Origin of the sequence: Burkholderia diffusa, from assembly GCF_902499115.1 — a bacterium.
GTDB classification, from domain to species: domain Bacteria; phylum Pseudomonadota; class Gammaproteobacteria; order Burkholderiales; family Burkholderiaceae; genus Burkholderia; species Burkholderia diffusa.
The window spans coordinates 48,377-68,060 of the sequence record NZ_CABVPN010000037.1 but is presented as its reverse complement, the minus strand read 5'-3'; the positions used below and the strand labels follow the sequence as shown (position 1 = coordinate 68,060).

20 protein-coding genes and 1 pseudogene are annotated in these 19,684 nt (G+C 67.1%); 17 read left to right on the top strand and 4 right to left on the bottom strand.

Annotated features, from left to right (window positions below; all coding sequences use genetic code 11):
* The 3 genes and pseudogenes from sdhB to gltA all read left to right on the top strand — a co-directional run.
* Nucleotides 1–83, top strand: a pseudogene (gene sdhB / locus BTE28158_RS29505) (succinate dehydrogenase iron-sulfur subunit); the annotation flags it as partial.
* Between the two features lie 8 nt (nt 84–91).
* Entirely contained in the window at nt 92–364 is a 273-nt protein-coding gene (locus BTE28158_RS29500; RefSeq protein ID WP_011355742.1) for an FAD assembly factor SdhE, read from the top strand.
* Nucleotides 365–417: 53 nt separating this feature from the next.
* Complete coding sequence (gene gltA / locus BTE28158_RS29495) at nt 418–1,719, top strand: citrate synthase (protein WP_050011289.1); 1,302 nt, start codon at nt 418–420, stop codon at nt 1,717–1,719.
* Between the two features lie 91 nt (nt 1,720–1,810).
* Here the strand turns inward: gltA and BTE28158_RS29490 are convergent, their stop codons facing one another.
* Entirely contained in the window at nt 1,811–2,776 is a 966-nt protein-coding gene (locus BTE28158_RS29490; RefSeq protein WP_151050116.1) for a helix-turn-helix domain-containing protein, read from the bottom strand.
* Nucleotides 2,777–2,848: 72 nt separating this feature from the next.
* Here BTE28158_RS29490 and BTE28158_RS29485 point away from each other — a divergent pair, with 72 nt between their 5' ends.
* The 6 genes from BTE28158_RS29485 (at nt 2,849) to iaaH (ending at nt 9,330) form a co-directional block, all read left to right on the top strand.
* On the top strand, nt 2,849–3,238 hold the full coding sequence (locus BTE28158_RS29485; protein WP_124904767.1) for a VOC family protein: 390 nt from the start codon (nt 2,849–2,851) through the stop codon (nt 3,236–3,238).
* A gap of 112 nt (nt 3,239–3,350) precedes the next feature.
* Nucleotides 3,351–4,604 (top strand): DUF1479 domain-containing protein, encoded by a 1,254-nt coding sequence (locus BTE28158_RS29480; RefSeq protein WP_151050118.1) that lies wholly within the window; start codon nt 3,351–3,353, stop codon nt 4,602–4,604.
* A gap of 228 nt (nt 4,605–4,832) precedes the next feature.
* On the top strand, nt 4,833–5,591 hold the full coding sequence (locus tag BTE28158_RS29475; protein ID WP_151050120.1) for a dimethylarginine dimethylaminohydrolase family protein: 759 nt from the start codon (nt 4,833–4,835) through the stop codon (nt 5,589–5,591).
* Between the two features lie 101 nt (nt 5,592–5,692).
* Complete coding sequence (locus tag BTE28158_RS29470) at nt 5,693–6,157, top strand: Lrp/AsnC family transcriptional regulator (RefSeq protein ID WP_059524722.1); 465 nt, start codon at nt 5,693–5,695, stop codon at nt 6,155–6,157.
* 111 nt (nt 6,158–6,268) lie between these two features.
* Nucleotides 6,269–7,786 carry an amino acid permease gene (locus tag BTE28158_RS29465; protein ID WP_151050122.1) on the top strand — a complete coding sequence of 506 codons (1,518 nt, stop codon included), beginning with the start codon at nt 6,269–6,271 and terminating at the stop codon, nt 7,784–7,786.
* Between the two features lie 122 nt (nt 7,787–7,908).
* Nucleotides 7,909–9,330 (top strand): indoleacetamide hydrolase, encoded by a 1,422-nt coding sequence (gene iaaH / locus BTE28158_RS29460; protein ID WP_151050124.1) that lies wholly within the window; start codon nt 7,909–7,911, stop codon nt 9,328–9,330.
* Nucleotides 9,331–9,373: 43 nt separating this feature from the next.
* On the opposite strand, the gene BTE28158_RS29455 is transcribed toward iaaH, so the two are convergent.
* Nucleotides 9,374–10,279 carry a LysR family transcriptional regulator gene (locus BTE28158_RS29455; protein WP_124628505.1) on the bottom strand — a complete coding sequence of 302 codons (906 nt, stop codon included), beginning with the start codon at nt 10,277–10,279 and terminating at the stop codon, nt 9,374–9,376.
* Nucleotides 10,280–10,417: 138 nt separating this feature from the next.
* On the opposite strand from BTE28158_RS29455, the gene BTE28158_RS29450 reads away from it, so the two are divergent.
* From BTE28158_RS29450 to BTE28158_RS29430, 5 genes are all read left to right on the top strand, one after another.
* Nucleotides 10,418–11,800 (top strand): MFS transporter, encoded by a 1,383-nt coding sequence (locus tag BTE28158_RS29450; RefSeq protein WP_151050126.1) that lies wholly within the window; start codon nt 10,418–10,420, stop codon nt 11,798–11,800.
* 8 nt (nt 11,801–11,808) lie between these two features.
* A complete protein-coding gene (locus tag BTE28158_RS29445; RefSeq protein WP_151050128.1) occupies nt 11,809–12,207 on the top strand; it encodes a DUF4440 domain-containing protein in 399 nt (132 codons plus the stop codon).
* Between the two features lie 156 nt (nt 12,208–12,363).
* Nucleotides 12,364–13,710 carry an aromatic ring-hydroxylating dioxygenase subunit alpha gene (locus BTE28158_RS29440; RefSeq protein ID WP_151050130.1) on the top strand — a complete coding sequence of 449 codons (1,347 nt, stop codon included), beginning with the start codon at nt 12,364–12,366 and terminating at the stop codon, nt 13,708–13,710.
* Nucleotides 13,688–14,170, top strand: coding sequence for an aromatic-ring-hydroxylating dioxygenase subunit beta (locus BTE28158_RS29435; RefSeq protein WP_151050132.1), 483 nt, complete (start codon nt 13,688–13,690; stop codon nt 14,168–14,170). Before BTE28158_RS29440 ends, BTE28158_RS29435 begins: the two co-directional genes overlap by 23 nt.
* A 39-nt stretch (nt 14,171–14,209) precedes the next feature.
* Nucleotides 14,210–15,907 (top strand): flavin monoamine oxidase family protein, encoded by a 1,698-nt coding sequence (locus tag BTE28158_RS29430; RefSeq protein WP_151050134.1) that lies wholly within the window; start codon nt 14,210–14,212, stop codon nt 15,905–15,907.
* A gap of 14 nt (nt 15,908–15,921) precedes the next feature.
* Here the strand turns inward: BTE28158_RS29430 and BTE28158_RS29425 are convergent, their stop codons facing one another.
* Complete coding sequence (locus BTE28158_RS29425) at nt 15,922–16,647, bottom strand: glutathione S-transferase (protein WP_151050136.1); 726 nt, start codon at nt 16,645–16,647, stop codon at nt 15,922–15,924.
* Between the two features lie 127 nt (nt 16,648–16,774).
* Entirely contained in the window at nt 16,775–17,107 is a 333-nt protein-coding gene (locus tag BTE28158_RS29420) for a cupin domain-containing protein (RefSeq protein WP_124628493.1), read from the bottom strand.
* A 273-nt stretch (nt 17,108–17,380) separates the two neighbouring features.
* Here BTE28158_RS29420 and leuC point away from each other — a divergent pair, with 273 nt between their 5' ends.
* The 3 genes from leuC to leuD all read left to right on the top strand — a co-directional run bounded on the left by leuC (nt 17,381) and on the right by leuD (nt 19,656).
* Nucleotides 17,381–18,790: a 3-isopropylmalate dehydratase large subunit gene (leuC, locus tag BTE28158_RS29415; protein ID WP_057923944.1), complete on the top strand. Its 1,410-nt coding sequence runs from the start codon at nt 17,381–17,383 to the stop codon at nt 18,788–18,790.
* A gap of 3 nt (nt 18,791–18,793) precedes the next feature.
* Nucleotides 18,794–18,940, top strand: a complete 147-nt coding sequence (locus tag BTE28158_RS29410; protein ID WP_059450800.1) for an entericidin A/B family lipoprotein — start codon at nt 18,794–18,796, stop codon at nt 18,938–18,940.
* A gap of 65 nt (nt 18,941–19,005) precedes the next feature.
* Complete coding sequence (gene leuD, locus BTE28158_RS29405; protein ID WP_059599548.1) at nt 19,006–19,656, top strand: 3-isopropylmalate dehydratase small subunit; 651 nt, start codon at nt 19,006–19,008, stop codon at nt 19,654–19,656.
* Nucleotides 19,657–19,684 lie beyond the last annotated feature (28 nt).

Here is a 19,684-nt window from a genome sequence, read left to right as displayed (position 1 = left end):
GCGTCGACGTTTGCCCGAAGGGCCTGAACCCGACGAAGGCGATCGGCAAGATCAAGGAACTGATGGTTCGTCGCGCGGTTTGACGTTTGTGATGAGCGACGATTCGCATCAATCCGACCCGCACCGTCGCGCGCGCCTCCGCTGGCGCGCGCGGCGGGGTCTGCTGGAAAACGACATCATCTTCGAGCGTTTCTTCAGCAGATACGAGCATGACCTCACCGATGCAGACGTAGGCGCGTTGTCGCGCCTGCTCGATCTGAGCGACAACGACCTGATGGACTTGCTCCTCGCGCGCAAGGAACCAGAAGGCGACCTAGACAGCCCGGACATTCACCGGCTGTTGGAGATGCTGCGCAACGTGTAATGCGTTACGCCCGTTATCGAATCCCGTTTCTTTATTTCGATTGAGGATGTGCCATGACTCCGTCTGATGTTAAAGCCACGCTATCGTTCAGCGACAACTCGCCGAGCGTCGAAATGCCGATCTACAAGGGTACGATGGGCCCGGACGTGATCGACATCCGCAAGCTGTACGGCCAGACCGGTAAGTTCACGTACGACCCGGGCTTCATGTCGACGGCAGCTTGTAATTCGGCGATCACGTACATCGACGGCGACAAGGGCGAACTGCTGTACCGCGGCTACCCGATCGACAACCTCGCGCAGAACGCAGACTTCCTCGAGTCCTGCTACCTGCTGCTGAAGGGCGAACTGCCGAACGCGGCGCAGAAGAAGGAATTCGTCGACACCGTCACGAAGCACACGATGGTGCACGAGCAGATGCACTTCTTCTTCCGTGGCTTCCGCCGCGACGCGCACCCGATGGCGGTGCTGGTGGCGGCCGTCGGCGCGCTGTCGGCGTTCTATCACGACTCGCTCGACATCAACGATCCGCGTCACCGCGAAGTGTCGGCGATCCGCATGATCGCGAAGCTGCCGACGCTCGTCGCGATGGCGTACAAGTTCAGCATTGGTCAGCCGTTCGTTTATCCGAAGAACGAACTGTCGTACAGCGCGAACTTCATGCACATGATGTTCTCGAACCCGTGCGAAGAGTACAAGGTCAACGACGTGCTCGTTCGCGCGCTCGACCGTATCCTGATCCTGCACGCCGATCACGAGCAGAACGCATCGACGTCGACGGTCCGCCTGGCCGGCTCGTCGGGCGCGAACCCGTTCGCATGTATCGCTGCCGGTATCGCATGTCTGTGGGGCCCGGCGCACGGTGGTGCGAACGAAGCCGCGCTGAACATGCTCGAGCAGATCGGTTCGCCGGACAACATCCCCGAATTCATCAAGCAGGTGAAGGACAAGAATTCGGGCGTGAAGCTGATGGGCTTCGGCCACCGCGTGTACAAGAACTACGACCCGCGTGCGAAGCTGATGCGCGAAACGTGCTACGAAGTGCTGAACGAACTCGGCCTGCACGACGACCCGCTGTTCAAGCTCGCGATGCAGCTCGAGAAGATCGCGCTGGAAGACGAATACTTCGTGTCGCGCAAGCTGTACCCGAACGTCGACTTCTACTCGGGTATCGTCCAGCGCGCGCTGGGCATCCCGACGTCGATGTTCACGTGTATCTTCGCGATGGCACGTACGGTCGGCTGGATCGCACAGTGGAACGAAATGATCGCGGATCCGGAACAGAAGATCGGCCGTCCGCGTCAGCTGTTCATCGGCGACACGCCGCGCGAAGCGAAGCCGCTCAACGCACGTTAAGTCGTGCGCGGCGCGAACGGCCGCAAGGCCGCTAGCGCCGGGCAATCGCAACGCCCCGACACCCCGGTGGGTTTATCCCGCCGGGGTGTTTTCATTTGTGCTCCGGATTCGCGCGACGCTCCAGCGACGGCGGCCGCGTGTCGAGCGCCGGCGCGTCTTCGTCGGGCGCGTGGCCGTGCTGCAGGAAGAACTGCCGGTACGCGCCCGGCGTCATTCCGCGCGCGGCGAGGAACTGGCGGTTGAAGTTCGCGGCATTCGGAATGCCGCAGCGCGCGGCCACTGTCGCGATCGGCCAGTCGGTACCGACGAGATGACGGCACGCGTGCGCAAGCCTGAGCCGTTGAACGTAGCGGCCGACGCTTTCGCCGAGATGCCGGACAAACAGGCGCTGCAACGTGCGCTCGGACATGTGCGCGGCAGCGGCGAGCGCATCGATGCGCAGCGGTTCGTGGAAGCGCCGGTCGATCGCATCGAGCACGCGATCAAGGCGCTCGGCTTCGGGCGCGGCCGCGTCGGCGCGCGGTGTCGTGCCGTCGGGCCGGCCGTACGCATGCGCGGTGGCGAGCGGCTCGCCGCCTGCTTCCGCGAGATCGGCGAGCGTGTCGAGCGCGGCTGCGAGTCGTACACGCGGAGCGGGATCGAGCAGCTGCGGCAGCCGTGCGCGCATCGCGCGGGCCGTGTTGGTGTCGAAGCGCAGGCCCGGCGCCGCGCGCCGTAGCAGCGAGCGCAGCGGCGCGTATTCGGGGCAGCAGTCGGCGAGCCGTCGCACCCAGTCGCCGTCGAACCAGACGACGAGCGCGACCTCGGGCGCATCGCGATCGATGCGCGCATTTGACGACCAGGTGTGCGGCAGGTTCGGCGGCACGAGCACCAGATCGTCGTCCGCGTAGCGCGCGACATGATCGCCGATGAAGCGCTGGCCGCGGCTGTTGAGCGTCAGCGTCAGTTCGTATTCCGGGTGGCGATGCCATTCGAACGGGATGCGCGCGAGCTGGCGGTGATACACGCGGATCGAACAGCCGGTGGCGAACGTCACATGCTCGTATTGCGGCTTCATCGCGATCTCCGGTCGAGCGAGGCAACGCGCCGTGGCATGATCGTGATCGATCGTCACGACGGGAGCGATGCCATGTTTTCACATGTTTGCGTAGGCGTCAGCGATACCGCGCGCGCGTACGACTTCTACGCGCCGCTGTTCGCGGAACTCGGGCTGCGTCTGAAGTTCAGCGAGCCGGACGGCTGGTCGGGCTGGATGCCGGCCGATACCGACCGGCCGCTGTTCTTCTTCGGCCCGCCGCTCGACGGCCTCGCGCCCGAACCGGGCAACGGCCATACGATCGCGTTCGCCGCTCCGACGCGCGCGCAGGTCGACCGCTGTCATGCGCTCGCGCTGCAGCAGGGCGGCACCTGCGACGGGCCGCCGGGCCTGCGGCCGCACTATCACCCCGACTACTACGGCGCGTATTTCCGCGACCCGGACGGCAACAAGCTGTGCGTGGTCTGCCATCGTCCCGAGTAGCGAGTGATTGTCAGGATTGTATCGATAGTTGACCGAATAGTGTCGATGACGGCGACGCGTCGGCCGTACGCTGAATGCTCACCACGACACACGATTCAGCGAGGAGACGACGATGCACCTGACGATTGACGATCTGCCGGCCGCGATCCGCACGGCAAAAAGGGCGCTGCGCGCCGAGTTGCCCGGTTACGCGGCCACGTTCCGCGAACTGGAGGGTGACATCGCTCGGCAGGTCGACGCGATCCGCCGCGCGCACGCGCAAGGCCGCGACGTGATTCCGGTGCTGCGATTCGCGGATATCGCGAACGACACCGTCGATCCGCAGGCGATCGCCGCGATCCGTACGCACGGCGCGGTGGTGATCCGCGGTGTGTTCGACGCGCAGCAGGCGCGCGACTGGAACGACGAGATCGGCGCCTATCTCGATGCGAACCGCTTCGCCGAGCGGCTGCATGCGCGTGCCGAGGACCGTTATTTCGGCAATCTCGCGTCGGGCAAGCCGCAGATCTACGGCGTCTACTGGTCGAAGCCGCAGGTGGCCGCGCGTCAGTCGCCGGCCCTCACGCAGGCACGCGTGTTCCTGAACCGCCTGTGGCGTCATGCAGACGGCCCGCGCAGGCATTTCGATCCCGACCAGGTGCCGGCCTACGCGGACCGGATCCGCCGCCGGCCGCCGGGCTCGACGTCGCTCGGACTGTCGCCGCACGTCGACGGCGGTTCGATCGAACGCTGGCTCGGCGCGAATTTCCGGCAGGTCTATCGCCACGTGCTGGCCGGCCGCTGGCGCGATTACGATCCGTTCGACGCCGCGTTCCGCCCCGACGTCGAGGAAATTCCGTCGCCGGCCGTGTGCTCGATGTTCCGCACGTTCCAGGGTTGGACCGCACTGACGCCGCAAGGGCCCGGCGACGGCACGCTGCAGCTGATCCCGGTCTCGAACGCAATGGCGTACGTCGTGCTGCGTGCGCTGCAGGACGACGTCGCCGACGACGACCTGTGCGGGGCGCGTCCGGGGCGCGCGCTGTCGATCTTGCCCGAATGGCATGCGCTGCTGCTCGACGCGCTGGTGCCGATCCCGCACATGGAGCCGGGCGATGCGGTGTTCTGGCACGGCGACGTCGTGCATGCCGTCGAGGATGCGCATCGCGGCAGCGGCGACAGCAACGTGATGTACATCGCGGCGGCGCCCGGTTGCGCGAAGAATGACGCGTACCTGCAGCGCCAGCGGCTGGCGTTCCTGCGCGGCGACAGCCCGCCCGATTTCCCGGCTGATCATTTCGAGGTCGATTTCGACGGACGAGGCGGCGAGGGCAATCTGACGGCGCTGGGGCGTGCGCAAATGGGGTTCGTGCCTGTCGCTGCATAACGGACGCAGCGGACGAGTCAGCCGCTCCGCTACACGCGTAGGGCGCGTTTGCGCCGCGCACGCCAGCCGTCTGCCGAATCCGCTGCGTCCCGCCTGCAATTCGACGCGATCGGCTGCGGGCACGCCCGAATTCGACGCGAATTGCGCAATTTGGCTTCCGATAATGGTCCGGACACAACGCAGCTGCCCCGTGCGCCGCACGGGGGCAGCGTGACCATGGAGGAGTCGATGCAATTCACGCAAGCGATCATTCGCCGTCCCGCGCAGTCCTGCGGCGCGGGTCTCACCACCGCCGCGCTCGGCGCGCCCGACTACGACAAGACGCTCACGCAGTTCCACGCTTACTGCGACGTGCTGCGCGGCCTCGGCGTCGAACTGACCGAACTGCCGCCGCTGGAAGCGTTCCCCGATTCGCACTTCGTCGAGGACGTCGCCGTCGTCACCCCCGAATTCGCGGTGATCACGCGCCCCGGAGCACCCGCGCGGCGCGGCGAGACGGCACACATCGAAGCAGCGCTCGGCGCGCATCGCGATCTGCTGCCGATGCAGGCGGGCCGCCTCGACGGCGGCGACGTGATGCAGGTCGGCAAGCGCTTCTACATCGGCCTGACGGGCCGCACCGATGCCGAGGGCATCGCCGCGTTCGAGTCGCTGGTGTCGCGCTACGGCTATGCCGTTGTCGCGGTGCCGGTCGGCGCCGGCCTGCATCTGAAATCGGTGGTCAACGCGCTCGGCGACGACACGCTGCTCGTGACCGAGGCGCTGGCCGAGCATCCGGCGTTCGCCGACTACCGCCGGATCGCCGTCTCGGCCGCCGATGAATACGCGGGCAACACGTTGCGCGTGAACGGCACGCTGATCACACCGGCCGGCTATCCGCGCGTGCACGACGCGATCGGCTCGCTCGGACTGCCGCTGCATGTGATCGACACGAGCGAGTTCCGCAAGATGGACGGCGGCCTGACCTGCCTGTCGCTGCGCTTCTAGCCGATTGGCGCGCGGCCGCTTCAGCCGGATAATGTGGCCCCCGCGCGGAACTGGAGGAGATGCTCCGCGCACCAGCCACGACCCGACCGGAGCGAACGCCGATGACCGACAAGAAGATGCAGCTCGACAAGATCGACCTCCGGATCCTCGACATCCTGCGCACCGACGGACGGATCTCGTACCGGAAGCTGTCGGAGCTCGTGAACCTCACGCCGCGCCCATGCCAGGCCCGCGTGGAGCGGCTCGAGGCGCTCGGCGTGATCGAAGGCTATCGCGCGGTGATCAAGGCGCCGCGTGCGACCAAGCCGATCGTCGTGATCGCGCAGATCGTGCTGGCCGACCACGGGCGTTCGCAGGCGCCGTTCGAGGACGAGATGCGGAACAACCCGGCGGTGCTCGACTGCTGGCTCGTCAGCGGCACGTTCGATTTTCTGGTGCGGCTCGCATGCGAGGATCTCGACGAATACCGGCGGATCGCGAACATGTGGCTGGAGAGTCAGCGGTTCCGGATCGAGAAGATCGTGACGACGGCCGAGTTGCAGGCGATCAAGCGCAGCGTCGTCTGACTCTGCCGTGCGGCCCGGTATGCAGGACTGGTTTTCGACGCGAATAACCGGGTCAATCGATTTGTATTCCGAATCAATTGGAGCGGCCCGAATCCAATCAGGGTGAACACTATGGATGCTTTGCAAGCGGCAGTGGAGACGGCCGCGCCGTCCGGGACGGTGCTGAAGCGCCGGCTGCAGAGCCGCCACATCGCGATGATCGCGATCGGCGGCTCGATCGGCACGGGGCTGTTCGTCGCGTCGGGCGCGTCGGTCGCGCAGGCGGGGCCGGGCGGCGCGATCGCCGCGTATGTCGCGATCGGGCTGATGGTCTACTTCGTCGTCACCGGGCTCGGCGAGATGGCGGCGCTGATGCCGGTGTCGGGCTCGTTCGCGATCTACGGCGAGAAGTACGTCGACGAAGGCTTCGGCGTCGCGCTCGGCTGGACCTACTGGTACAGCTGGGCAGTGACGATCGCGATCGAACTCGTCGCCGGGCAGATCGTGATGCGCTACTGGTTTCCAGCCGTGCCGGGGGTGTGGTGGGGCGCGGGGTTCCTGGTGCTGATTTTCCTGCTGAACACGCTGTCCGTGCGCGGCTTCGGCGAATCCGAATACTGGTTCTCGCTGATCAAGGTCGTCACCGTGATCGCGTTCATCGCGGCGGGGTTGCTGATCGCGGCGGGCCTGCTCGGCAACGGGCATCCGGTCGGCTGGCGCAACTTCAGGACCGGTGATGCGCCGTTCGTCGGCGGCGTGCACGCGATGATGAGCGTCGCGCTGATCGCGGGCTTCTCGTTTCTCGGCACCGAGCTGGTCGGGATCACGGCCGGCGAATCGGAAAACCCGCGCAAGACGATCCCGCGCGCGGTGAAGCAGATCTTCTGGCGGATCATGCTGTTCTACGTGCTCGCGATCTTCGTGATCGGCCTGCTGGTGCCGTACACCGACCCGAACCTGCTGAAGAGCGACGTGACCGACATCGGCGTGAGCCCGTTCACGCTCGTATTCAGCCATGCGGGCTTTCCGCTCGCCGCGGGCGCGATGAACCTCGTGATCCTGACGGCCGTGCTGTCGGCAGGCAACTCCGGCACGTATGCGGCCACGCGGATGCTGTACAACCTCGCGGCGGAAGGCCGTGCGCCCGCGATGTTCGCGACGCTGTCGCCGGGCGGCGTGCCGCGCAACGCGCTTTACGCGACGATGGCGGTGGGCGGGCTGTGCTTCCTCACGTCGCTGACCAACAACCAGCGCATCTATCTGTGGCTGCTCAATACGGTCGGCATCACCGGCTTCATCGCGTGGCTCGGCATCGCGGTCTGCCACTACCGGTTCCGCAAGGGCTTTCTGAAGCAGGGCTACCGGCTCGATCAACTGCCGTATCGCGCGAAGTGGTTCCCGTTCGGGCCGCTGTTCGCGATCGCGATCTGCATCGTGATCTCGCTCGGGCAGGATTACCAGGCGTTCTTCGCCGCCCGCATCGACTGGATGGAAGTGTTGTCGATCTATGTTTGGATCCCGCTGTTCGTCGCGATCTGGTGGGCGTATCGCCGCGCGCGCAAGAGCCGGCTCGTGCGGTACGAGGAGATGGAGATCGGGCCGTGGCTGACGCGCCCGGTCGGCGACGCGGAGGAAACGCGCGAGCGGTAGGCGCGCGGCGCATCGTGTGCGTGCGGCCGCGGGCCGGGATACCATCGCGTTCGCGCAGCGTCTCGGAGAGGGCCTCCGGCACGTTGCGCGTTTCCCGATCGATTCCGCGTCCAGCACACAACATGACAACACAGCCGACCCGCGTTTCTTCCCCTTCATTCGTTTCCGCCGCGTGCGTGCACGAGCTTGCCGATGCCGTGCGCACGGCCGAGCGCCGCGCTGTCGACCTCGCCGACGACGCGCTCGCGCGTCTCGCGGCGATCGCGCCGCTCAATGCGATGGTGCACGTCAATGGCGAACTCGCGCGCCGCACGGCCGAGCACGTCGACGCGCGCGTCGCCGAAGGCGCCGCGCTGCCGCTTGCCGGCGTGCCTTTCGTGATCAAGGACAACCTCGATACCGCCGGGATGCCGACGCTCGGCGCGAGCCCGGCGGTGCGAGGCTACCGGGCGGCCGCGGACGCGCTGACCGTGCGGCGCCTGCTTGACGCCGGCGCGGTGCCGCTCGGCAAGGCGAACATGCATGAGCTTGCGTTCGGCATCACGAGCGGCAACCGGCACTTCGGCGCAGTCGGCAATCCGCATGATCCGCGGCATATCGCCGGCGGGTCGAGCGGCGGCACGGCGGCGGCCGTCGCGGCCGGTATTCCGTTCGGTCTCGGTACCGACACGGGCGGCTCGGTGCGGATTCCGGCCGCATTCTGCGGTGTCTACGGATTGCGGCCGTCCGCGCAGCGCTATTCGGCGCACGGCGTGCTGTCGCTGTCGCCCACGCGCGACACGGTGGGGCCGATCGGTCATGGCATCGACGATCTGCTGCTGCTCGACGCGGTGCTGACGCGCGACGACAGCACGGCGACCGCACCCGAATGGCCGCAGTTGCGCATCGGCGTGCCGGGTGCACCGTATTTCGATGAGCTCGATCCGGGCGTCGCTACTTGCATCGAGCGTGCGCTCGCGTCGTTCGCGGCGGCCGGCGCGACGCTCGTGCCGTTGCCGGCGATGCCGCTGCACGACGCCAGCGAAGCATGCGGCTTTCCGCTCGCGGGATACGAGGCAAACCGATACTGGCGCCGTTTCGCGGCGGAACGGCTCGGCATCCCGTTCGACACGTTCGTCGAGCGGATCGCGAGCGACGACGTGCGCGCGATCTTCCGTTCGTTCGTGTCCGCGCCGGTCGATGCGCAGACCTATGCGGACGCGATCGCGTGCCGTCAGCGTCTCGTGCGCTGGTACGACGACGCGTTCGGTACGCCGGTCGACTGCATCGCGATGCCCACGGTGCCGGGCGAGCCGCCGTCGCTCGACGACACGGCCGCGATGACCGCTGCGCAGGATGCGGCGCTATTCGCGCGCGTCGTACGCCAGACTTCACCGGCGACGCTCGCCGGCGTGCCGTCCGTCTCGATCCCGGCCGGACGCTCCGCGCAAACGGCGCTGCCGGTCGGGCTGATGCTGGAAGGGCCATGGGGCGGTGATCGCCGTCTGCTCGCGATCGCCCGGCGGATCGACGCGCTGCTGCGGGACGATGCGGCGCGCGCGTGAGTCGCCGCGCTCCTGCCGCGTTCCTGCCGCGTTCACGCCGCGTTCAGGCGAGATATGCCTTCATGAAGTCGACCCATGCACGTACTTTCTGCGGCACGTGCGGGGTCGACGGGTACAGCGCATAGACCGCCTGCGGCGGAAACCGGTAGCCGGGGAGCGCATCGACCAGCGCGCCGCTCGCGAGATCGTCGCGCACGAGCCATTCGGGCAGCAGTGCGACACCGCTGCCCTGCCGCGCGAGCACGCGCAGGACCGACGCGTTGTCGACCACGACGCGCGGCTTGGCGCCGGGCCGGAACGCGTGCGGGTTGCCGTCGCGATCGGCGAGCGGCCACGTGGCGATGCGCTCGAGCCGCGTATGGCCGAGCTGCGGCAGCCGGGCGAGCGTGTCCGGCGACTCGATGTGCGACAGGCCGGCCGCGGCGAGCAGTGACGGCGCGATAACGGGTCGCACTTCGTACGTCGCGAGGCACGCGCCGCGGTACGGCAGATCCTGGAACTGTTCGAGGCGGCCGAGCCGGATCGCCACGTCGACGCGCTCGCGCACCAGGTCGACCTGCGACGCATGCGTTTCGAGCCGCACGCGCAGCGCGGGATGCCGCTGCATGAACGTGTGCAGTGCGGGGGCGACGACCATCGTCCCGTACTCGACGGTCGACGTCACCCGCAGCACGCCGTGCATCCCGCCATGCTCGCTGCGCGCATCCTCGATCGCGCTTTCGGCTTCCTCCAGCACGCGCAGGCAGCGCGCATGGAAGCGCTCGCCCGCGTCGGTCAGCTCGACGCGCCGCGTGGTGCGCGTGAGCAGGGTGACGCCGAGTTCGGCTTCCAGTTGCTTGATGTTGAAGCTCACCGCGGCCCGGGCCTGGTTCAGCTGGGCGGCGGCGGCCGTAAACGACCCAGCTTCCACGACGGCGCGGAAGACGGCGAAACGATCGAGACTCACCATGGCGTGCCGGATACGAGACGGAAAACCGACATGGTGCCCTGATTGTCAAAATTTTTCGACCAGTCTTGCCGTCCGGCCGGGCTTATCGACGTGCGCGGCGAACCTTACACTGCGGCGTTTCGTTCGTTTTCCGCCGCCATGACCGATCGCTCGAAAATCGCCGCCGTCTACCTGCTCGGGTTCGCGATCGATCTCGCCAACATGTTCGTCATCAACGCCGCTTATCCGACGATCCAGCGCGAGCTGCACGCGTCGATCGCGCAACTGGCGTGGATCGGCAACACGTACGTGCTCGGGCTGACGGTCGTGATCCCGCTCGGCACGTGGCTCGCGCGACGCTTCGGCGAGCGCCGGCTGCTGATCGCGTCGCTGCTGCTGTTCGCGCTCGGCAGCCTCGGCGTCGGCCTGTCGGCGTCGATCGGCGCACTGCTGGCATGGCGGCTGATCCAGGGGCTCGGCGGCGGACTGCTGATCCCGGTCGGGCAGACGATGGCCTATCGCGCGTATCCGCCCGATGCGCGGGCGCACCTGACGTCGATCGTGATGATGGTCGCGCTGCTCGTGCCGGCGCTGTCGCCGGCGCTGGGCGGCGTGGTCGTGGATCGCGTGTCGTGGCGGGCGATCTTCTTCGGCATGCTGCCGCTCGCCGCGGTCACGAGCATGCTCGCGTTCGCGTGGTTGCCGGCCGACGAACCGGATGGCAGCCCGCCGGCGCTCGACGTGCGCGGCCTCGGGCTGAGCGTCGTTGCGCTCGTTGCGCTGCTGCTCGGCCTGACGTTCGCGGGACAGCCGGGCGCGGGTCGCGACGCGTTCGTTGCGCTCGCGATCGCGCTCGTCGCCGGCAGTGCGTATGCCGCGCACGCGCGCCGGGCTGCTGCGCCGCTGCTCGACCTGCGCCTGGTTGCGCAGCCGCTGCTGCGGATCGGGCTGATCGTCTACCTGTGCGTGCCGGGCGTGTTCACCGGCGTGAACCTCGTCGCCGCCCTGTATCTGCAGAACGCGCTCGGGCTCAGCGCGACGCACACGGGCGCGCTGATGGTGCCATGGGCGATCGCGTCGTTCGTCGCGATCGCGACGACGCGCCGCTGTTTCCCGAAGTGGGGGCCGAAGCCGCTTTTCATGTGCGGGATCGCGATCGACGCGATCGGGATCGTGTTGCTCGCGACCCCGCTTGCCGGTTTCGAGGCCGGGCGCGTACTCGCGTTCGTCGCGATGGGGCTTGGCGCCAGCATGTGCACGAGTACGTCGCAAAGCGCGGCGTTTCTGGATGTCCCCGCCGCGCGAATGGGCGACGCGAGCGCGCTCTGGAACATCAACCGGCAACTGAGCTTCTGCATCGGCGTCGCGGTGCTGGGCAGCGCGTTGAACTTCCTGCTGTCGCTGCACGGGGACGACGGGCCGCTGCCGTACCGGCAATGTTTCGGCCTGGCCACCCTGGCGACGCTGCTGCCGCTGCCGTTCGTCGCGCGCCTCGCCGCGTACCGTGCGCCCGCCGGGCGTGCGGCTTCTCAACGTTCGTGAGTTTCGAGATGAATTCGTCAAACCCGTTTTTCCAGGAAGTGGTCGACGCACACGTCGACATCGAGCAATGGTTGTCCGGCAGCGCGGCGCGCGACGGGCTCGCGCCGCTGCTCGCGCGGTTTTCGCGGGACTTCTCGATGATCTCGCTGCACGGGCATGCGCTCGACTACGCGGATATCGACATCCTGTTCTCGCGCGGCTTCGGCGCGCGGCCCGGCCTGCGGATCGCGATCGACGAACTGCACGAAGTGAGCGCGTGGCAGGATGGCGCGACGATCGCCTATCGCGAGACGCAGACCGACGCGGCAGGGCGGCGAACCGTGCGCCGTTCGACCGTCGTGTTCGAGCGCGACACGGATGGCCGCATCGGCTGGCTGCGCCTGCATGAGACGCCGGTGACGGGCTGACCGTTACCCGCAACGCCTGCCGCCCGTCGCGCGGCGGCAGGCACACGCTCCTCCGAGCGGCATACCAACCAGAACCTGAGAGATGACAATAAAAGCAATCGACATTGCGCGTCGCGAGGACGCGCGGCCGCATCGCGTCCGCAGTCGGGGGCGCGCATGACGGCACCATCGTTCACCGATGCGGTGGCTTCACTCGTGCGCGATACCGAGGTGCACAAGGACCTTTATCTGTCGCCGCGCATCTTCGAGCTGGAGATGCGCCATCTGTTCTGGAACACCTGGGTCTATGTCGGCCACGTCAGCCAGATTCCGGCCACGGGCGACTACGTGACGACGACGATCGGCGCCGAGCCGGTCGTGATGGTGCGCCACGTCGACGGTTCGGTGCGGGTGCTGCACAACCGCTGCTCGCACAAGGGCACGCAGCTCGTAACGGATGCCTCCGGCAACACAGGCACATTCTTCCGCTGCCCGTACCACGCATGGTCGTACCGGACCGACGGCAGCCTCTACGCGATTCCGCTGCGGCGCGGCTACGAAAACACGGGCTTCGAATCGTGCGAGGCGAGCAAGGGCATGCAGGCGGTCGGCGCGAGCCATGAGCATCGCGGTTTCGTGTTCTGCCGCCTCAGTCAGTCCGGTGTCGATTTCGATGCGTACTTCGGCAACGCGCTGTCGTCGCTCGACAACCTCGTCGATCGTTCGCCGGAAGGGCGCGTGGAAGTCGCGGGCGGCGTGTTCCGCTACGTGCACGGATGCAACTGGAAGATGCTGGTCGAGAATCAGACCGACACCTGTCATCCGATGGTCGCGCACGAGTCCTCGGCCGGCACGGCCGTGCGCGTGTGGGAGCGTGACGGCACGCAGCAGGCGAAGCCGATGGCGGTCGAGCTGCTGGAGCCGTTCATCCAGCCGCACGCGTTCTTCGAGCAGATGGGGTTGCGCGTGTGGCCCAACGGACATGGTCACACCGGCACCGCCGATTCGATTCACGCGCGCTACACGCCGATTCCCGGCTATCACGAGAAGATGACCGCGGCCTACGGCGAAGCGCGCGCCGCGCGGATTCTGGGCGAGGTGCGTCACAACACGGTGCTGTTTCCGAATGCGATGGTGAAAGGGCCGATCCAGATCCTGCGCGTATTCAAGCCGCTGGCGGTCGACCGCACGCTGGTGGAGTCGTGGTCGTTTCGTCTCGTCGGCGCGCCCGATTCGCTGTTCGAGCGCACGCTCGCCTACAACCGCCTCATCAACGCGCCGACGTCGATCGTCGCGCACGACGATCTCGAAATGTACGAACGCGCACAGCGCGGCCTCGCCACGCAGGCGCGCGACTGGGTGCATGTCGGGAGGCTGTTCGATCCCCAGGAATTCGCGCAGCCGACGTCGGAAACGAACGGCACCAGCGAGCAGCAGATCCGCAACCAGTTCCGGGCATGGCTGCAGTACATCGCGCCCGTATCGACGCAGGAGGCCGCAGATGCGCGCATTTCCGCACGATGAGCTCGTCGCGTTCGTCTATCGCGAGGCACGCCTGCTCGACGAGCGGCGCTATGAGGAATGGCTCGCGCTCTACGCGGACGACGCGCGTTACTGGATGCCGCTGTCGCCGGATCAGCCCGATACCGGGCTGCACGGCGCGCTGATGGACGAGGACCGGCTGCTGCTGCGCATCCGCATCGAGCGGCTGGCCGGGCGCCGGACGTTCTCGCAGCAGCCGGCGAGTCGCGGTCATCATCTGCTCCAGCAGCCGCATGTCGATCAGGCCGACCTCGGGCGCGGCGCCTATGTGCTGCGCACGCCGTTTCACTACGTCGAAACGCGACGCGACGAGCAGACGCTGTTCGCCGGCTGGTACACGCACGAACTCGCGGTATGCGACGACACATTGCGCATCCGCGTGAAGCGTGTCGATCTCGTCAATGCCGACGCGCCGCACGGCAGCATCCACCTGCCTGTCTGACCGCGTGCGGCCAGCACGTCCTTTTTCGTTCCCGACCACATGAATGCTCCTGAATTCCTGACGCACACGTTGCCGTACATCGACACGCTGTACGACTACGGCGCCTTCCTGTCGCGCACCGGCGGGCACCTCGGCACGCTGCCGGCGCAGTGCGCACGCGACGCGCGGATCGCGATCGTCGGCGCGGGCGTCGGCGGTCTCGTCGCCGCCTGCGAGTTGCTGCGCGCGGGTGCACGGCAGGTCGTCGTGTTCGAGGCGAACCGCGCGCGCGTGGGCGGGCGCCTGCTGTCGCAGTCGATCAATCCGGACCATCCGCACCTGCTCGCCGAAATGGGCGCGATGCGTTTCCCGCCGTCGCAGGCCGCGCTCTACCACTATCTCGAGCGATTCGGCGTCGACAGTGCATCCGCGTTTCCCGATCCGGGCATCGTCGACACCGAGATCCACTATCAGGGCCGTGCGTACCGCTGGCCCGCGGGCGATGCGCCTCCCGCGCTGTTCGATCGCGTCGACCGCGGCTGGCGCGCGTTCATTCGCGACGGCGTGCGGCTCGACGACGGCACGCGGCTGCCCGCCCCGGCCGAACTGACAGCGCAGCTGCGCGCGCATCGCTACGACGACGCGCGGCATGGCTGGCAGCAGTACATCGACCGATTCGGCGACGAGTCGTTCTACTCGGCGATCGTCAAGATCTTCACGGGCGCGACGCCGCCGGGCGGCGCGCGCTGGCGCAAGGGCGAGGACCTGCGCCTGTTCGGCACGCTCGGCATCGGCTCGGGCGGCTTCCAGCCGGTCTATCGCGCATCGTTCCTCGAAATCCTGCGGATCGTGGTCAACGAGCTCGAAGTCGACCAGCGGCTTATCCCGGCCGGCATCTTCGCGCTCGCGCAGGGACTGCTCGACGATGGCGGGCACGGCGTGCGGGTGCGCGATTGCATCGTCCATGCGGCCGTGCGGCACGTGGCGAAGCAGCCGGACGACACCTTTGCGCTCACGCTCGACGACGGAGCGACGCACATATTCGACCGCGTGATCGTCGCGACCACGACGCGGGCGATGCAGGTCGGCATGGGCATCACCGGCATCGCGAACCTGTTCGCACCGGACGTCGTTCGCGCGATCAACGAGACGCACATGGTCAGCTCGTCGAAGCTGTTCGTGCTGACCCGCGACAAGTTCTGGCTCAAGCACGGGCTGCCGCACAACATTCAGACGGACACGCTGGCGCGCGGCATCTACTGTCTCGACTACGCGCCCGACGATCCCGACGCGCACGGCGTCGTGCTGATCAGCTACACGTGGGAGGACGATTCGCACAAGATCCTGTCGCTGACCGACAAGGTCGAGCGGTTCAAGCGTCTCGTGGCCGATATCGGCATTGTTTCGCCGGCGTTCGCCGCACACTTGCGTCCGCTCGACGACGATTACGCGCGCAACGTCACGAGCCACGACTGGTTGTCGGACCGCTATGCGCTCGGGGCATTCAAGTTGAACTATCCGGGCGAGGACATTCACTCGCAGGCGCTGTTCTATCAGTTCCAGACGGCCGCCGATCCGTCGTCGGACCGAGGCATCTACCTGGCCGGCTGCTGCTGCTCGTTCACGGGCGGCTGGATCGAGGGCGCGGTGCAGACCGCGATCAACGCGGCGAGCGCGGTGATCCGCAGTCTCGGCGGGACGCTCGCCGACGGCAATCCGCTCGACGCGATGCGTAGCCGCTATCGCTACGGCGACTGACGTGGCGTCCGGCGCTACCGGTCCAGCTCCGGATAGTGCCGGAAGATTCCCATGTCGTTGAACGGGATGCGGCGCGCCGACGCCAGATAGCGCGCGACGGGCGGATGCCGCGCAACGCGGTCGTGCAGGCCGACGAGCCCCTCGACCTTGCGCTCCGCGCGCTGCATCGCCTTCGGGAACGCGTAGCGCAGCCCTTCGATCAGCTGGAAGATCGACAGGTCCGCATAACTGAGCGCGCCGCCGGCGATATAGCCGCCTTTGTGCGGATTCTGCTCGAGCACGCGATCGAAGTAGCCGAGGAACTTCGGCAGGCGGTGCGCGAGGAAATCGGCCGCGCGCTCGGCGGCCTCGGCTTTCTGGTCCTCGTAGTACAGGCCGCTGCCGATCGGGTGATGCGTGTCGTGGATCTCGGTGACGAAATCGGCGACGGTCAGCTGGAGTTGATGCACCCACAGCCGTCCGGCTTCGTCGTCGGGCGCGAGCCCGAGCCGCGCGCCGAGAAACAGCAGGATGTTCGCGGTCTGTCCGACGAGCACATCGCCGGCCTTCAGGAACGGCGGCGCGAACGGCACGCATTCGGTCTTCGTGCTGTCCATCAGCCGCATCATTGCCGATACGCCCATGCCGCGCCCCGATTCGCGCGCCACGTCGACATAGTCGGCCTCGGCCGCCTCGAGCGCGAGCCGCACGTATTCGCCGCGGCCCTGGATCTCTGGCCAGTAATAAAGTTCGTATCGCATGCCGTGCTCCTGTCCGGTCGATGCGCCGGGCGATGCGCGCATCGTGATGGCGGGGAGGGCGGCCGCGCCGCCCGTTGCGAATAGACAGTCTAGGAGATCGTGCGGGAAGCGCGGTGCTTGCCGCGCGTCACGCACCGCGCTCGTCGCGTTCGCCGCCTTCGGGGCCGTAGAAGAACACCCAGGTCGAGAAATCGTCGGAGAAGCCGACGAAACGGTGCGACGCGAATGCGGGGACGAACAACACGTCGCCCGTCGCGACGCTGCATTCGCGCCCGTCGACGACGAAGCGGGACGTGCCGGCGGCGATCACGTAGACCTCGTCGCGCGTATGCGGCGTCTGCAGGTCCTCGCCGCGCGGACGGTACAGCTCGACGTCGAGCGTGCCGTGGCGAAACAGCGTCGTGAACAGCGTGCCTTCGTCGTCCAGGCGGGCAAGCGATGGGGTGATGCCGAGCTTCATCGTCGTGGGCTCCGGGTCCGGACCGTTGGGACGTGCAGATGCACGTCGTCCCATCGTATGCCGGAACCCGCCGCGAAGCGAACATCGCGAGCGCGGGGCGTCGCGGCGTCCGATGCCCCGTTTGGCTGGTAATGCCGATACAGGTATTGGCACTACCAGCCAAACCACTGTTTTTAATGGGTTTTTTCGCGTCTGGCCTGCGCCGTGGCGCGTTCTGCGTGGCATAATCGACCGCATCCGCAAGGCTTGTAGTCACAACGACCCCGCATACCCATGGCACAGACTCTCTACGACAAACTGTGGAATACCCACGTCGTCCACACCGAGGACGACGGCACGGCATTGCTCTACATCGACCGTCAGCTGCTGCACGAAGTCACGAGCCCGCAGGCGTTCGAAGGGCTGAACGTCGCGCACCGCCCGGTGTGGCGCATCAGCGCGAACCTGGCCGTGTCGGACCACAACGTCCCGACCACGGATCGCAGCCACGGCATTGCCGATCCGGTCTCGAAGCTGCAGGTCGACACGCTTGACGCGAACTGCGACGCCTTCGGCATCACGCAGTTCAAGATGAACGACGTACGCCAGGGCATCGTGCACATCATCGGGCCGGAGCAGGGCGCGACGCTGCCGGGCATGACGATCGTCTGCGGCGATTCGCACACGTCGACGCACGGCGCATTCGGCGCGCTCGCGCACGGCATCGGCACGTCGGAAGTCGAGCACGTGCTCGCGACGCAAACCTTGCTGCAGAAAAAGAGCAAGAACATGCTCGTGAAGGTCGAGGGTGCCCTGCCGCGCGGGTGTACCGCGAAGGACATCGTGCTCGCGATCATCGGCAAGATCGGCACGGCCGGAGGCACGGGCTACGCGATCGAATTCGGCGGCTCGACGATCCGTGCGCTGACGATGGAAGGCCGGATGACCGTCTGCAACATGGCGATCGAAGCCGGCGCACGCGCGGGCATGGTCGCCGTCGACGACACGACGATCGACTACCTGAAGGGCCGTCCGTTCGTGCCGACCGGCGCGGAATGGGATCAGGCCGTCGAGTACTGGCGCGAATTCAAGTCCGATGAAGGCGCGCAGTTCGACCGCGTCGTCGAGCTGAACGCGGCCGAGATCGTCCCGCAGGTCACGTGGGGCACGTCGCCGGAAATGGTCACGTCGATCGACGGTCGCGTGCCCGATCCCGAGCGCGAGAAGGATCCGGTCAAGCGCGACGCGATGGAGCGCGCGCTGGCTTACATGGCGCTGGAGCCGAACACGCCCATCGAGTCGATCAAGGTCGACAAGATCTTCATCGGTTCGTGCACGAACGCGCGCATCGAGGACATCCGCGCGGCCGCGTACGTCGTGAAGAAGCTGAATCGCCGCATCGCGTCGAACGTGCGCCTCGCGATGGTCGTGCCGGGCTCGGGCCTCGTGAAGGCGCAGGCCGAGCGCGAAGGCCTCGACAAGGTGTTCACGGATGCGGGCTTCGAATGGCGCGAGCCGGGCTGCTCGATGTGCCTCGCGATGAACGCCGACCGGCTCGATCCGGGCGAGCGCTGCGCATCGACGTCGAACCGCAATTTCGAAGGCCGGCAGGGCGCGGGCGGCCGCACGCACCTCGTGAGCCCCGCGATGGCGGCGGCGGCGGCGATCGAAGGCCATTTCGTCGACATTCGCAAGCTGGGGTAACGCGTGACGGCATCGAAGCTCATCGCGCGGCTGGTTGCCGCGCTGGCGCTCGCGGGGCTGGGCTTCGGCCTTGCGGGCTGCAATACCGTCCGAGGCTTCGGCCAGGACGTCAATGCCGCCGGCAACGCGCTGCAGCGCGCCGCGGAGTGACATCCGCCGAGAATTTGTCGATGTGCGCCGGCTGAATGCCGGCCCCTCAACCGGATAGACGGATCATGGAAAAATTCAATGTGCATACCGGCGTCGTGGCGCCGCTCGATCGCGAGAACGTCGACACCGACGCGATCATCCCGAAGCAGTTCCTGAAGTCGATCAAGCGCACGGGCTTCGGTCCGAACGCGTTCGACGAATGGCGTTACCTCGATCACGGCGAGCCGGGCCAGGACAACTCGAAGCGCCCGCTGAACCCGGATTTCGTGCTGAACCAGCCGCGCTACCAGGGCGCATCGGTGCTGCTCGCACGCAAGAACTTCGGCTGCGGCAGCTCGCGCGAGCACGCGCCGTGGGCGCTGCAGCAGTACGGCTTCCGCGCGATCATCGCGCCGAGCTTCGCCGACATTTTCTTCAACAACTGCTACAAGAACGGGCTGCTGCCGATCGTGCTGACCGAGCAGCAGGTCGATCACCTGTTCAACGAGACGTACGCGTTCAACGGCTATCAGCTGACGATCGACCTCGACGCGCAGGTCGTGCGCACGGGCGACGGCCGCGAGTATGCGTTCGACATCACCGCGTTCCGCAAGTACTGCCTGGTGAACGGTTTCGACGACATCGGCCTGACGCTGCGTCACGCGGACAAGATCCGCCAGTTCGAAGCCGAGCGGCTCGCGAAGCAGCCGTGGCTCAACAACAAGCTGGTCGGCTGAGATTGCCTCCGGGCGGGCGTGCATGACG